Source organism: Pedobacter sp. Leaf216 (assembly GCF_001421515.1).
Classification (GTDB): domain Bacteria; phylum Bacteroidota; class Bacteroidia; order Sphingobacteriales; family Sphingobacteriaceae; genus Pedobacter.
Window position 1 is genome coordinate 77,657 of sequence record NZ_LMKM01000012.1, and the last position, 13,747, is coordinate 91,403.

At 38.6% G+C, this 13,747-nt stretch carries 10 protein-coding genes; 3 read left to right on the forward strand and 7 right to left on the reverse strand.

The features are described from left to right. Positions 1-24 precede the first annotated feature (24 nt). The 3 genes from ASE74_RS10120 (at position 25) to ASE74_RS10130 (ending at position 2,457) form a co-directional block, all read left to right on the forward strand. Positions 25-1,017, forward strand: a complete 993-nt coding sequence (locus ASE74_RS10120) for a carboxylesterase (protein WP_055908079.1) — start codon at positions 25-27, stop codon at positions 1,015-1,017. A 130-nt stretch (positions 1,018-1,147) separates the two neighbouring features. Further along, complete coding sequence (locus ASE74_RS10125; protein ID WP_157255399.1) at positions 1,148-1,642, forward strand: hypothetical protein; 495 nt, start codon at positions 1,148-1,150, stop codon at positions 1,640-1,642. Next, positions 1,639-2,457 carry an alpha/beta hydrolase gene (locus ASE74_RS10130; RefSeq protein ID WP_235526051.1) on the forward strand — a complete coding sequence of 273 codons (819 nt, stop codon included), beginning with the start codon at positions 1,639-1,641 and terminating at the stop codon, positions 2,455-2,457. Before ASE74_RS10125 ends, ASE74_RS10130 begins: the two co-directional genes overlap by 4 nt. A gap of 42 nt (positions 2,458-2,499) precedes the next feature. On the opposite strand, the gene ASE74_RS10135 is transcribed toward ASE74_RS10130, so the two are convergent. The 7 genes from ASE74_RS10135 to ASE74_RS10170 all read right to left on the reverse strand — a co-directional run bounded on the left by ASE74_RS10135 (position 2,500) and on the right by ASE74_RS10170 (position 13,516). Continuing rightward, positions 2,500-3,465: a YpdA family putative bacillithiol disulfide reductase gene (locus ASE74_RS10135; RefSeq protein WP_082458730.1), complete on the reverse strand. Its 966-nt coding sequence runs from the start codon at positions 3,463-3,465 to the stop codon at positions 2,500-2,502. Between the two features lie 86 nt (positions 3,466-3,551). Continuing rightward, complete coding sequence (locus ASE74_RS10140) at positions 3,552-4,964, reverse strand: rhodanese-like domain-containing protein (protein WP_055908091.1); 1,413 nt, start codon at positions 4,962-4,964, stop codon at positions 3,552-3,554. Positions 4,965-6,153: 1,189 nt separating this feature from the next. Next, positions 6,154-7,173, reverse strand: a complete 1,020-nt coding sequence (locus tag ASE74_RS10150) for an asparaginase (RefSeq protein ID WP_055908097.1) — start codon at positions 7,171-7,173, stop codon at positions 6,154-6,156. Positions 7,174-7,456: 283 nt separating this feature from the next. After that, complete coding sequence (locus ASE74_RS10155; protein ID WP_055908099.1) at positions 7,457-8,224, reverse strand: TatD family hydrolase; 768 nt, start codon at positions 8,222-8,224, stop codon at positions 7,457-7,459. A 103-nt stretch (positions 8,225-8,327) separates the two neighbouring features. Next, positions 8,328-11,255 carry an excinuclease ABC subunit UvrA gene (gene uvrA, locus ASE74_RS10160; protein WP_082458731.1) on the reverse strand — a complete coding sequence of 976 codons (2,928 nt, stop codon included), beginning with the start codon at positions 11,253-11,255 and terminating at the stop codon, positions 8,328-8,330. 111 nt (positions 11,256-11,366) lie between these two features. Further along, positions 11,367-12,305, reverse strand: coding sequence for a hypothetical protein (locus ASE74_RS10165; RefSeq protein WP_235526052.1), 939 nt, complete (start codon positions 12,303-12,305; stop codon positions 11,367-11,369). Between the two features lie 167 nt (positions 12,306-12,472). After that, positions 12,473-13,516, reverse strand: a complete 1,044-nt coding sequence (locus ASE74_RS10170; RefSeq protein WP_055908104.1) for a 2Fe-2S iron-sulfur cluster-binding protein — start codon at positions 13,514-13,516, stop codon at positions 12,473-12,475. Between the last annotated feature and the right edge of the window lie 231 nt (positions 13,517-13,747).

A 13,747-nucleotide genomic window follows, 5' to 3' on the forward strand; every position in this document is an offset into this window, starting at 1 on the left:
TTAAACCAATATTAGCTGTGCTAAATGAAAAAACGCTACAAAGTAATTATCGGTCTTTCGGCATTAATTGTTGCAGGCTATTTGTTGGGGCCTAAGCCTAAAAAGCCCATTTACAATGAGGAATTAACTGAAATTCCAGAATTGGAAGATTTAGATAATTTTGTGGCGAGTTTGGAATCCATGCATAAAATAAAACCAGGTAATGAGGCAGAAATTATCTGGGCAGATAGCATCCACAAGCAAACCGAATATGCCATTGTTTACCTACATGGCTTTTCAGCATCGAAAACTGAAGGCAATCCGGTTTACCTCAACCTGGCAAAAGAGTTAAATGCCAATTTATATTTAGCTCGTTTGGCTGATCATGGGATCGATACCCTGGCCCCAATGCAATATTTTACCGCCGATCGCCTTTGGGAAACCAGCAAGCAGGCTTATGCCATAGGTAAAAAGTTAGGTAAAAAAGTAATCCTGGTAGGCACTTCTACCGGTGGAACTGTAGCATTAAAATTAGCGGCAACCTACCCAGAAATTAACAGTTTGATTTTATTATCGCCCAATGTGGCCATTAATGATAAAAATGCATGGTTGTTGAATAATCCATGGGGCTTGCAGATTGCCAGAAAAGTGGTTGGGGGCGATGAACGAAAAGTAGACGACCGCACCGATGAGTATAAAAAATACTGGTATACGAATTATCGCCTAGAATCGCTGGTAGAACTGGAAGAGTTTATAGAAAGCAGTATGGTAAAAACTACTTTCCAGAAAGTAAAACAGCCTGTTTTAATGCTTTATTATTATAAAAACGAACTGGAGCAAGATCCTGTGGTGCGGGTAGATGCCATGCTGAAAATGTTCGCTGAACTAGGTACACCAATTAACTTAAAAAGAAAGGTGGCAATACCAAATGCAGGCAACCATGTAATGGGATCGTACATTACCTCTAAAGATTTGTCAGGTGTTGAAACGGCTATAGGTAATTTTGTAGATAGTACGCTTAAGGTTCCTGTTAATTAGTTAATTTTATTAATCACTAGTCGTCACCCTGAATTTATTTCAGGGCCTACCTTGCAAGACTGATGCTGAAATAAATCTAACAGCTATCGGATCAGCAGGACGAGTAATGCTAATCTAAATCTCTCTCATCATGAAAAACCCTAAACCTATATTGATCGAAATAGCATGGCTTTTGGGCTGTACAATATTGTCATATTATATGTTCATTATATTATTGGGAACTTCAGGCCTGGACATAAATCTTCATGATACTTATTTTGTCGTTAAAACAGAACATGCATGGATATCTTTTTTTGTAATTATTTCCTTTTTTGTTTATTATTTTAAAGAATTAAAATATTCATACAACAGAAAAATTCAGCGTTCATTTATTTTCTTTTTGGGTTTTATTTTAATCCTTCTTGCATCATTAGCGTTGCAGATTTTACCTTTCTTAAATCCATACCGCAATAACAACGGATGGACAGTTTACCCCACGTTATCCATCCATCCGAAAATCGATCCATTTGAGCAAAACATCACTATATTGGCAATCGTATCTAAAGCTGTTCTCATATTTCAAATTATAGTCGTTTCTATGCTACTAGTTTTAGCCTATAAATGCGGAAAATCAAAAAATAAATGATGAAATTTTACTTCTTAGCGGCCTTTATACTTATTTTAACCACAGAATCTTTTTCTCAGACAAAACACGATTCTAAACCGTTTATTTTAGGGGAAACTCTGGAAATTAATTCCAATGAACTTAAAGAAATCCGGAAATTAAATATCTATTTACCAGAAGGTTATGCTGCAGATTCTGCTACCAAGTATCCGGTAATTTATTTGCTCGATGGATCTGCAAACGAAGATTATATTCACATTGTAGGCCTGGTTCAATTTTTAACTATGATTGAAAAAATGCCAAAAGCAATAGTTGTTGGCATCGCCAATGTAGACAGGAGACGAGATTTCACCTTCCCCACAACCATTAAACAAGATTTAATTGATTATCCAACAACTGGTAAATCGGAAGAGTTTATATCGTTTATCGAAAGAGAATTGCAGCCGTTTATCACAAAGAATTTTAAAACAAATGGTTCTAAAACCATTATTGGTCAATCTTTAGGTGGCTTATTGGCTACTGAAATTTTATTAAAAAAACCTCAATTGTTCGATAATTATATCATTATTAGTCCAAGTTTATGGTGGAACAATGAATCGCTTTTAACTGATGCTACCAAATTTATTCCTAACATTAAAACTGAAGCTAAAATCTATATTTCTGTTGGTAAGGAAGGAGAAAAAATGATAGCAGATGCCACAAAACTAGCTGAACTTGCTCAGGCAAATAAAAAACTAAACACAACATTTGTTCCGCTTATGCAGGAGAATCACCTTACTATTTTACACAATAGTGCGTATAAGGGCTTAGAAATTGTGTTTTCCAAAAAGAAATAATTTAATACCTTATTAAGGTTAAGGCACAAACTTTGCCGAAATTTAGCTAAGTATATTTTTAACAATAATTTCAGCATGTACCCTCGAATTTTCGATAAATAGCTTGTGGGTATCCAATCCGCCACAAACCACACCGGCCAGATATAAACCTTTTACATTGGTTTCCATGGTTTCTTCGTTATAGGCCGGGCAAAGTGTTTCTGGTAATTCGATGCCAAATTTTCTTAACATTCCGAAATCAGGCTGATAGCCCGTCATTGCAATTACGAAATCGTTCGGTATAGTTTGTATGCCTTCGGGTGTTTTTATATCAACCTCTCCTGCGCGGATTTCGACCAATTCAGAATTAAAATGCGCCTTAATTTCACCTTCTTTAATCCTGTTTTGTATATCTGGCCGCACCCAATATTTCACATGTGGACCAAGATCGCCGCTTCGAACCACCATAGTTACATTTGCGCCCTTTCGGTAGGTTTCTAAGGCCGCATCTACCCCAGAGTTGTTTGCACCAACCACTACTACATTTTGAAAAGCATATAAATGTGGATCTTTGTAATAATGGGTCACTTTTGGCAAATCTTCACCCGGTACATTCATCAATAAAGGAACATCATAAAAACCGGTAGCCACAACTACATTCTTTGCCGTGTAATTTGTTTTGGAAGTACTAATTTCAAAAACCTGATCTTCGTTTTTTACAACTTGTTTTACGCTTTCGAAAAGATGAATGTTTAAATCAAATTTTTCTGCTACCCGGCGGTAATATTCAACAGCTTCATTGCGATTAGGTTTTGGACTGATGGTTACAAAAGGCACACCCCCTATTTCTAACTTTTGAGAAGTAGAAAAGAAAGTCATAAATACCGGGTAGTTGAACAAACTGTTCACCAAAGCACCTTTTTCTACAACTAGGTAGCTTAAGTTTGCTTTTTTTGCTTCAATTGCGCAAGCCATCCCTATTGGTCCGGCACCGATAATTAATATGTCGTAATGATTTTGATTTGCCAAATGCTTTATATCTTATGTTGTCATTCTGAGCCTGTCGAAGAACCTCCAATGCATTTCGACAAGCTCAATGTGACATTTGCGCTTAATTATACTTTCATTGCTTTACTTGGGCATGCAAAATCGGTTCTTTTTAAACCGGTATTTTTAATTGCAGCGTAGCCCCCGGCAACATCGATTACATTTTCTACTCCACGCGATTTTAAAATTGAAGCGGCTATCATTGAGCGGTAACCACCAGCACAGTGGATGTAATATGTAGATTTTGGATCGATCTCACCCGTCCATTCGTTAATAAAATCCAATGGGCGGCTAAGTGTAAATTCCAGATGCTCTGATTCATATTCACCAGGTTTACGCACATCAAGCGCTGTAATTTCACCATTGGTATTTGCTTCTTCAAATGCTTCAGCTGAGATCGAATCGATAGTATCGATTTCCTTACCGGCATCCGTCCATCTTTCGAAACCACCATCTAAATAGCCAATCGTACTATCGTATCCCACCCGGGTTAGGCGCGTAATGGTTTCTTCCTCTTTGCCCTCATCTGTGATCAATAAAATCGGTTGCTGTAAATCGCTAATCAAAGCTCCGACCCAAGGTGCAAACTGCCCGTTTAGGCCAATATTGATCGAATTGGGGATAAAACCCTTGGCAAAAACCTGAGGATCGCGGGTATCAAGCATAATGGCACCCGTTTGGTTAGCGGTATCTTCAAATTGCTGAGGCGTTAAGGCGTTTAATCCTTTTTCATAAACCTCGTCAATACTTTCTACACCACCTTTATTAATCGCTGCATTTTTAGCAAAATATTGTGGTGGTGGCATAATGCCATCCGTTACTTCGGTTATAAACTGTTCTTTAGTTTGCGCTTTTAAGGCATAATTAACCTCTTTCTGGTGGCCTAAAGTATCAAATGTTTCTTTGCTCATGCTTTTACCACAGGCCGAACCAGCACCATGTGCAGGGTAAACAATTACATCATCAGCCAATGGCTTAATTTTCTCATTTAACGAATCGTAAAGCATACCTGCCAGGTCTTCCATCGTTAAATGCCCCTTTTGCGCTAAATCCGGGCGACCTACATCACCAATAAACAAGGTATCGCCACTAAAAATGCAGTGATCTTTCCCGTTTTCATCAGTTAACAAATAAGTGGTAGATTCTAACGTATGGCCAGGTGTATGTAACGCAGTTATGGTTACTCTGCCTACTTTAAACTGCTCACCATCTTGAGCAATATGTGCTTTAAATTCAGTTTTAGCAGTTGGTCCGTAAATAATTTCTGCACCAGATTTTTCAGCCAAATCTACATGTCCGGAAACAAAATCAGCATGAAAATGCGTTTCGAAAATATATTTGATGGTTGCTCCTGCTTTTTCAGCTTTCTTTAAATATGTTCCAACTTCTCTCAGTGGATCAATAATAGCAGCTTCACCATCACTTTCTATGTAATAGGCGGCTTCAGCGAGGCATCCTGTATATATCTGTTCTATTTTCATGTTTTTTTCACTACGTCAAACTGAATTTATTTCAGTTGCTTACTAAAAGATGCTGATCGCAAAGATTCGGGACAGCATGACGGATCTATAAAAGCAAAAATAGGGCTAAATACTTATAATCGAAATGATGTGGGTCATAATTGCAGAAGTTTTACTTAGCGGGGGCATAAAAACTGCAAACGGTGAACCAATTAGTTGTAAAACTGCCAACTATAAACCGTAAACTGCCAACTAATCTGGGCGTTACCAATCCCGATGAAAAATCGGGAAAGGGGCGGGCTTTGCAGGGCTGAGCTACGCTCCGGTACCGATGAAGGATCGTTACTGAACCCTTACAATCCCTAACGCGGTATTTATCACAATATCTATCCCGAAGTTAAAATTTGTAGCCATAAGCACCAGAATTGTTAAATAAACCTGATAAAACGGAAAGCCCGGAGCGAAGAATGAGTGAGGACTTGGAGAGATAGCAGGGCTTTCTTAACCTAAAAGAATTGTTAAATAAACCTGATAAAACGGAAAGCCCGGAGCGAAGAATGAGTGAGGACTTGGAGAGATAGCAGGGCTTTCTTAACCTAAAAGCACCGAACCCCGCTTTTCAAAATAATTCGTATATGGTTTTTCCAGGTTGTACTGCAAATTAAAAACTGCAAACGGTGAACCAATTAGCTGTAAAACTGCCAACTATAAACTGTAAACTGCCAACTAATCTGGGCGTTACCAATCCCGATGAAAAAATCGGGAAAGGGGCGGGCTTTGCAGGGCTGCGCTGCGCTCCGGTACCGATGAAGGATCGGCACTGAACCCTTACAATCCCTAACGCGGTATTTATCACAATATCTATCCCGGGGTTAAAATTTGTAGCCAAAAGCACCAGAATTGTTAAATAAACCTGATAAAACGGAAAGCCCGGAGCGAAGAATGAGTGAGGACTTGGAGAGATAGCAGGGCTTTCTTAACCTAAAANAAGCACCAGAATTGTTAAATAAACCTGATAAAACGGAAAGCCCGGAGCGAAGAATGAGTGAGGACTTGGAGAGATAGCAGGGCTTTCTTAACCTAAAAGCACCGAACTCCGCTTTTTAAATAATTTGTATATGTTTTTTTAGAAGGTTGTACTGCAAATTAAAAACTGTAAACGGTGAACCAATTAGCTGCTATTAATGGCATTACAAATCAAAGCTGGCAATTAATCTTTGCTCAACTCCCCTCTTAACGGTTCTTCCATCAACTTACGGCTTTCTTCAACTGATAAACCAAGGCCCATTACAAACATGAGTTTTGTAACAGTTGCCTCAAAAGTTAAATCGTAACCACTTAAAACGCCCATTTTTAGCAATTCTCTACTGGTTTCGTATCTGCCTAGCTGAACCGAACCTTTTTTACATTGAGAAATGTCGATAATGATTTTTCCATTCAAAATGGCCTGTCGTAAACTGTCTAAAAACCATTGGGCAGTTGTGGTATTGCCCGAGCCAAATGCTTCGAGTATTATGGCATCTACTTTTGAGTCTGTTATTGCCTGAACGGCTTGTGGCGTTATGCCCGGATACAATTTAAGTACCCCAATGTTCGCATTAAAATTGGTATGTAATTTCAGTTTGCCTTCTGGTGCTTTTAGAATATAATTCCGGTAAAATTGCAGGTGTACCCCTGCTTCGGCAAGTGTAGGATAATTTGGTGAGCGGAATGCCTCAAACTTTTCGCTATTGTATTTTATAGAGCGGTTACCCCTGAATAATTGCGCATCAAAATAAATGCAAACCTCAGGGAACAGTGCTTTCCCATCTTCTTTCGTAGCTGCAATCTCTAAAGCTGTAATTAAATTTTCTTTGGCATCCGTTCTAATTTCGCCAATAGGTAACTGCGATCCGGTTAAAACTACTGGTTTATCCAGGTTTTCGAGCATAAAGCTCAATGCCGATGCCGTAAAAGCCATGGTATCCGATCCATGGAGGATCACAAAACCATCATACTGATCATATTTATGGTAAACGAGTTCGGCTAATGTTTTCCATATCTCAGGATCCATGTTTGACGAATCCAAAACCGGATTAAAGGAGTGTACATCCAAATCATAATCTAAACGACTTAATTCTGGAACGTTTTCTTTTATCTGCTCGAAATTAAATGGAACTAACATCCCATTTATAGGATCGTTAACCATACCAATGGTACCACCGGTATAAATTATTAATATTTTGGTCATTTGGTTTAGTGAAGGTTGCTCAACGCAAAGAAACTAAAAAATTACAAATGATTGAGTGATATTTTCAAATTAGCAATAAAAAGAGATATTTCAACTCTAATATTACGAATTTCATAATTTAAATTGTAAATAATTATTAAATTAACAATTCAATTTATAACGTAGTCTCAAATCAATTATTGAATCCTACAAAACAGATTTCACTATCATGTTACACTTCGGTCGAAATGACAACCGGCTCAACCGGATTAACAACTTCAGACGGTGGACTTCGAACTCAATCCTAAACCCCGAAAATTTTCTTCGAATTCTCTGTGGTAACATCTGCAATTTCTTCAATAGAAACACTATAAATCTCAGCCAGTTTCTGAGCGATATAAATCAGATAACTACTTTCATTGGGTTTACCACGAAAAGGAACTGGTGCCAAATATGGCGAATCGGTTTCCAAAACAAGGTTTTGTAGAGCGATTTCAGATAATACCAAATCCAAACCTGCTTTTTTATAGGTAACCACACCTCCAATACCCAAATAAAAATTTAAATCGATAGCTTGTTTTGCCTGCGCTACATTGCCCGTAAAACAATGGAAAATGCCACGTAAATTTTCATCACGTTCGCTTTCTAAGACTTCGAAAACTTCATCGAAAGCTTCGCGACAATGAATTACAATTGGCAAACGCAGATCTTTTGCCCAGCCAATTTGTTTGCGGAAGGCATCTTGCTGAATGGCCAAAGTTGTTTTATCCCAATACAGATCGATGCCAATTTCACCTATGGCATAAATTTTCCGCCCAGAAATACTCTTGTAAATTTCGTCGAGCTGAGCAAGATAATCGTCCTTAACATCACAAGGATGTAAACCCGCCATAGCAAAACAATTTGCAGGGTATTTTGCCACCAAATCATTAATCATCGCTATTGACTTAACATCAACATTTGGCAAAAACAATCGGTTAACGTCGTTTTCAAAGCAACGATCAATCAACTGCGCTTGTTTCTCGGCATCTTGCTCGTAATATAAATGGGTATGGGTATCGGTGAAAATCATGTTTATAGGTGAAATGAATGATGAGTTAGGTTTTGAGTTAATAATTATGTCATGTTGACAAATCTATTTTTCAATTTTTGTCTTTCTGACCTCCGACCTGTGACTATTTTTTATTTCCAGCTTTGCTTTTCTTCAATACTTTGACTTTAGGCTCCGGACTTTCGACTTCAGACTTTCCGTTCTGCGGATTCCATTCCATTTCCTTTTTCAAAAATTTCCCTGTCAAACTAATCGGATTCTGGATTAAACCTTCTGGCGTACCTTCAAATAAAATTCTTCCGCCGCCAGCTCCTCCTTCTTCTCCAAGATCGATCACCCAATCGGCCACTTTAACCACATCCAAATTATGTTCAATTACCAAAATGGTATTTCCTTTATCAACCAACTCTTGCAAAACGCCTAAAAGCACATTAATATCTTCAAAATGGAGTCCGGTTGTAGGTTCATCTAAAATGTAAAAGGTTTTTCCGGTATCCTTTTTAGAAAGTTCTGTTGCCAGTTTAACCCGTTGCGCTTCTCCTCCGGATAGGGTTACGGATGATTGCCCTAAGGTGATATAACCCAACCCTACATCTTTCAGGGTTTTGATTTTTCTATAAATAATCGGAATATTTTCGAAGAAATTGCAAGCATCTTCAATACTCATATCCAATACATCACTGATCGATTTTCCACGGAAACGTACTTCCAAAGTTTCCCGGTTGTATCTTCTTCCGCCACACTCTTCACAAGGCACCTGAACGTCCGGAAGGAAATTCATTTCAATTACTTTTAAACCTGCACCCTGACAGGTTTCGCAACGGCCACCTTTAACATTAAAAGAAAAACGGCCAGGTTTATACCCACGGATTTTGGCTTCTGGCAGCTGAACGAAAAGATTTCTGATATCAGAAAAAACCCCGGTATAAGTTGAAGGATTTGAACGTGGCGTTCTGCCAATAGGTGCCTGGTCGATTTCAATTACCTTATCAATTTCCTTTAATCCGTTAATTTTTTCGTAAGGAAGCGGTATTTTTTTCGCCCTAAAGAAATGATGGTTTAAAATCGGGTATAAAGTTTCGGTAATCAAGCTGGATTTACCGCTACCAGAAACGCCGGTTACGGCAATAAATTTACCCAAAGGAAAATCTACCGATACTTCTTTTAGGTTATGCCCGGTTGCTTTTATGATTGATAATTTATGGCCATTTCCTTTCCTGCGGATTTTTGGCGTTTCAATCTGCTTTTTACCATTCAGGTAATCGGCAGTTAAGGTTTTCGATTTAAGAATTTGTGCCGCTGTTCCTTCAGCAACCACAGTACCGCCATGAATCCCTGCACCCGGGCCTACGTCGATTACCCAATCGGCCTCAAGTATCATATCTTTATCATGCTCTACCACCAAAACGGTATTGCCAAGATCACGGAGATTTTTAAGCGCATTGATTAAACGCTCATTATCGCGCTGATGCAAACCAATACTTGGCTCATCAAGAATATACATTACGTTCATTAACTGCGAACCAATCTGCGTAGCCAAACGGATCCGTTGCGCCTCGCCACCAGAAAGTGTACGGGCTGTACGATCTAAAGTTAAATACGTTAAACCAACATCTGTTAAAAATCCGATCCTGGCTTTAATTTCCTTTAAAATTTCTTTCGCTATAATATTCTGACGGTCGGTAAGGCGTTCATCAACTTTTTCGAACCATTGATGAAGGTTGTTAATGTCCATCGAAGAAAGTTCGAAAATATTTTTACCATCAACTTTAAAGTGCAGGCTCTCTTTTTTCAAACGGGCACCATGGCACTCCGGACAGGTTTTCAGTTTCCTGAATTCATCCATATCATCAGATGCAGATTCACTTCTTTTTTCGTTCTGCTCTTCAAGCATCTTAATAATACCGTCGAAAGTAATATTGTAATTCTGAACATTCCACTTATTATATTCTACCTCAACTTTAATCAGATCAGGTGAGCCGTTTAAAATGATGTTGATAATTTCGTCGCTTAACTTTTCAACAGGTGTAGAAAGGGAAAAGCTGTACTTTTTTGCCAGGGCTTTAAGCACCTGAAACATCCAGATATCCCTGTATTCTCCAAGCGGAGCCAGCGCACCGTTCAAAATGCTCAGTTTTTGGTTTGGAATCACCGATTCTTTATCCACCACAAAGATATACCCCAAACCATCGCAACGCTCGCAGGCACCATAAGGCGAATTGAACGAAAAACTGTTGGGTTGTCGTTCATCATAAGAAATACCGGTGGTTGGGCACATTAAAAACTTACTAAAATGCGCAACATTATTGTCTTTATCGCTTATCTTGATTACCCCTTTACCCATTTTCATTGCAATCTGCAATGAATCGAGCAGGCGTTTTTTATCTTTCACATCAATAATCAAGCGATCAATCACTACTTCAATATCGTGGATTTTATATCGATCTACCTGCATTTTTGCAGAAATATCTTTTATTTCGCCATCCACACGCACTTTTACATAGCCCTGCTTACGGATTTGCTCAAAAAGTTCGCGATAGTGTCCTTTTCTACCTTTAACAACGGGTGCAAGAATATTTACTGCAACGCCATCAAATTTATTGAAGATATTCTGCAAGATCTGATCTTCGCTCATGCGCTCCATCTTTTCGCCTGTATTGTACGAAAAGGCATCGGCAACACGTGCATAAAGCAAACGCATAAAATCGTAAATTTCGGTAATGGTACCTACTGTAGAGCGTGGGTTTTTGCTTGTGGTTTTTTGCTCAATGGCAATAACAGGACTTAACCCCGAAACTTTATCAACATCAGGCCGCTCCATCCCACCCATAAACTGGCGGCTGTAGGCACTAAATGTTTCCATATAGCGGCGCTGCCCTTCGGCATAAATGGTATCAAAAGCCAGCGATGATTTACCGCTTCCACTTAAACCTGTTATTACAACAAGTTGGTTGCGCGGAAAACTAACATCTATATTCTTTAAATTATGTACCCTCGCACCATATACTTCTACATCTTTTTGCTCACCGAGGTCGATAGATTTATTGCTCATATTTTATTTAAAGTTGGGGGAAAATCAAGCCATAAAAAAGACTGAATTTCAATCCGCAAAAATGCTAAAAATTTTATCAAAAAGAAAGTCGAAACCAATCTGTATTACCGATTAATTGTCATAATGTCGACTTCTATTTCGTAGGAAACCAGATGATAAGCCCAAGCGCACATAACCATAATGATCCTGAAAATAAATGTTGTAATTATCTTCTCCATAGTAACCTACTGCAGCCATCAAAAACACGTTATGCATAAAAGGGAAGCTATAATTAAAATTAATTTCAGCATTTAGCCTTTTCTGAATATCCATCAGATTTTTTGAAGGAATTTTATTCACTGCATAAGATAACTCGGTATTTAAACGCCAGGTTTCTTTTTCAGTTTTTGTTTTCGACTTGTTTTTTGCATTTTTTTCAATTTCATCATATTTGCGCCACGAGAAACCATATAATATGCGCGTAAAGCCGAAGCCTTCATTCAAAGCCGGCTCATACCTAAAAAACTTGTACCATTGTAAGCCTACCCGATGATTTAGCGAATAATAACTTTCGTTAACATTGGTTGGTGTAAGCTGCCCGAATCGATAAGAAAGTGTTAAATAATTGGCATTAAAATTTCCTGTGCGTGTGTTTATGGTACCATCTGGATTAAGCGCATCCTGATCTTGCCCGTTCGAATGGTGGGTAAAAGCCAGTTCACCATATTTATAATTATCAGGAGTGGTATTTAACCTTGCATAGGCAGCAAAACCTAAACGGTAGCTGGGGGTACGCACCGCTGCCGAAAACTCGTTGCGCACTCTAACGGTAAAATCGGGAATAATGGCAAATGCAACCGGCGATTTGTAACTACCTAAAAGCATGTATGTAGTGGTAAGCCGCCCATTAATTACATATTTTGCAGGTGCCCCCAGTTCTCCACCTGGTGCAGTATAGGCTAAATCAGCATTTTCTTTGTAGAGATGAATGTATTCCCTATTGGCAAATTCTCTTTTTACAGCAATAGAATCTTGAGCGGATGATTGTAAGTAGAAGAGGCAGATTATCATTGTAAAAAAAGATCTGATCATACCAGATAAACGCTGATAATGAAGCAACGGTTTTGTAATTGTAAAGAACTTTTGCAGTTTGTGAACTGTTTCTTCTTAACGCCATACTCCGCTCGAGTTCACAATACAAACAAATCACCAATGAACTATTTAACAAATGAACTAACTCACCACTCTATTGTAGTTCCGTTTTCAGTTGGATGCCCGGTACAAACCAAAACCCTGCCCCTTTCAATTTCATCATCGGTAAGCACTTCATTGTAATCCATCCGCACCCCGCCTTTGGTACAATTTGCTACGCAGGTACTACATACACCTCCGCGGCAACTATAAGGCAGCTTGATCTTATTTTCGAGTGCAACATCTAAGATCCGCTTTGGCCAGGGCACTTCGAGATTGTACAGTTTGCCTTGAAAATTTAAAATCACAGAATAGGTATTCTTGTCGACAACTTTTTCGGAGCTATCATCTTCATCCACCTCATCTTCAGGCAGCACAAAGGTTTCTCTCTTGATCTGTTTAATATCGAAACCCATGCCCAACAAGGTTATCCGGCATAAATCCATGTAAATTATCGGTCCGCAGCTATAAAACAGTGCATTATTACGGTTGAAATGTAAATGCTCTTTGAGCAATCTTTCAATATAAAATTTGTTTAACCTGGCCGTCATCAGGTTTTTGCTGTTGCTAAAAATCCAAATTATTTTTAACCTATCGGGATATTTTTGTTGCCATTCATTAAGTTCATTGTAAAAGAGCGCGTCTTCTTGTGACTTGTTGCTATATACCAATGTAATCAATGATTTTTTTTCACGCACCAAGGCTGTTTTCATAATCGAATACAAAGGTGTAATGCCAACCCCTGCCGCAAAAAGAAAAAGATCGCGTTCCAGGTTTTCTTCTGGCATATAACTGAACAATCCTTGCGGCTCTTGGGCGAACAGAATATCATTTACAGCTGTTTTATGATGAAGAAATCTTGAAATTTCTCCATTTTCTACCCTTTTCACCGTAATTGCCAAAGGCTCATCTACATCAGGCGAACTATTAAATGAATACGACCTTCTTACTTCTTTATGCTTCCCCTGAAAAACCAACGACAAAAACTGCCCAGCCAGGTATTTTGGATAGTGTTCATCCACTTCTTCAAACTGAAATGTAATGTTATCCCCCAGTTGATTGATTATTTTATTTATGCGCAGCTTAAACATAATGCAAAGTAAGGGTTTTGAGCGTAAAGCGAAAAGCGTTTGGCGTAAATTCAACGATCCTTTGTCGGTAAATCGGCTACTGTCCTAATTGATTAATTGATCACTAGTTTAGTCAGTAATTTACTACGCACATTCCATCGTCAACCTGATCCGCCGATAGCTATCGGATCAGGTTGACGGAACGGACGAAGATTTTCTAGGACCAAAAGCTCATTAATCCGCTAGTCATTG

Bases quoted from the DNA above. Each gene is read 5' to 3' on its own strand.
- ASE74_RS10150 (WP_055908097.1), bottom strand. From the start codon at position 7,173: ATGACCAAAATATTAATAATTTATACCGGTGGTACCATTGGTATGGTT.
- ASE74_RS10120 (WP_055908079.1), top strand. From the start codon at position 25: ATGAAAAAACGCTACAAAGTAATTATCGGTCTTTCGGCATTAATTGTT.
- ASE74_RS10170 (WP_055908104.1), bottom strand. From the start codon at position 13,516: ATGTTTAAGCTGCGCATAAATAAAATAATCAATCAACTGGGGGATAAC.
- ASE74_RS10140 (WP_055908091.1), bottom strand. From the start codon at position 4,964: ATGAAAATAGAACAGATATATACAGGATGCCTCGCTGAAGCCGCCTAT.
- uvrA (WP_082458731.1), bottom strand. From the start codon at position 11,255: ATGAGCAATAAATCTATCGACCTCGGTGAGCAAAAAGATGTAGAAGTA.
- ASE74_RS10155 (WP_055908099.1), bottom strand. From the start codon at position 8,224: ATGATTTTCACCGATACCCATACCCATTTATATTACGAGCAAGATGCC.
- ASE74_RS10165 (WP_235526052.1), bottom strand. From the start codon at position 12,305: ATGATAATCTGCCTCTTCTACTTACAATCATCCGCTCAAGATTCTATT.
- ASE74_RS10125 (WP_157255399.1), top strand. From the start codon at position 1,148: ATGAAAAACCCTAAACCTATATTGATCGAAATAGCATGGCTTTTGGGC.
- ASE74_RS10130 (WP_235526051.1), top strand. From the start codon at position 1,639: ATGATGAAATTTTACTTCTTAGCGGCCTTTATACTTATTTTAACCACA.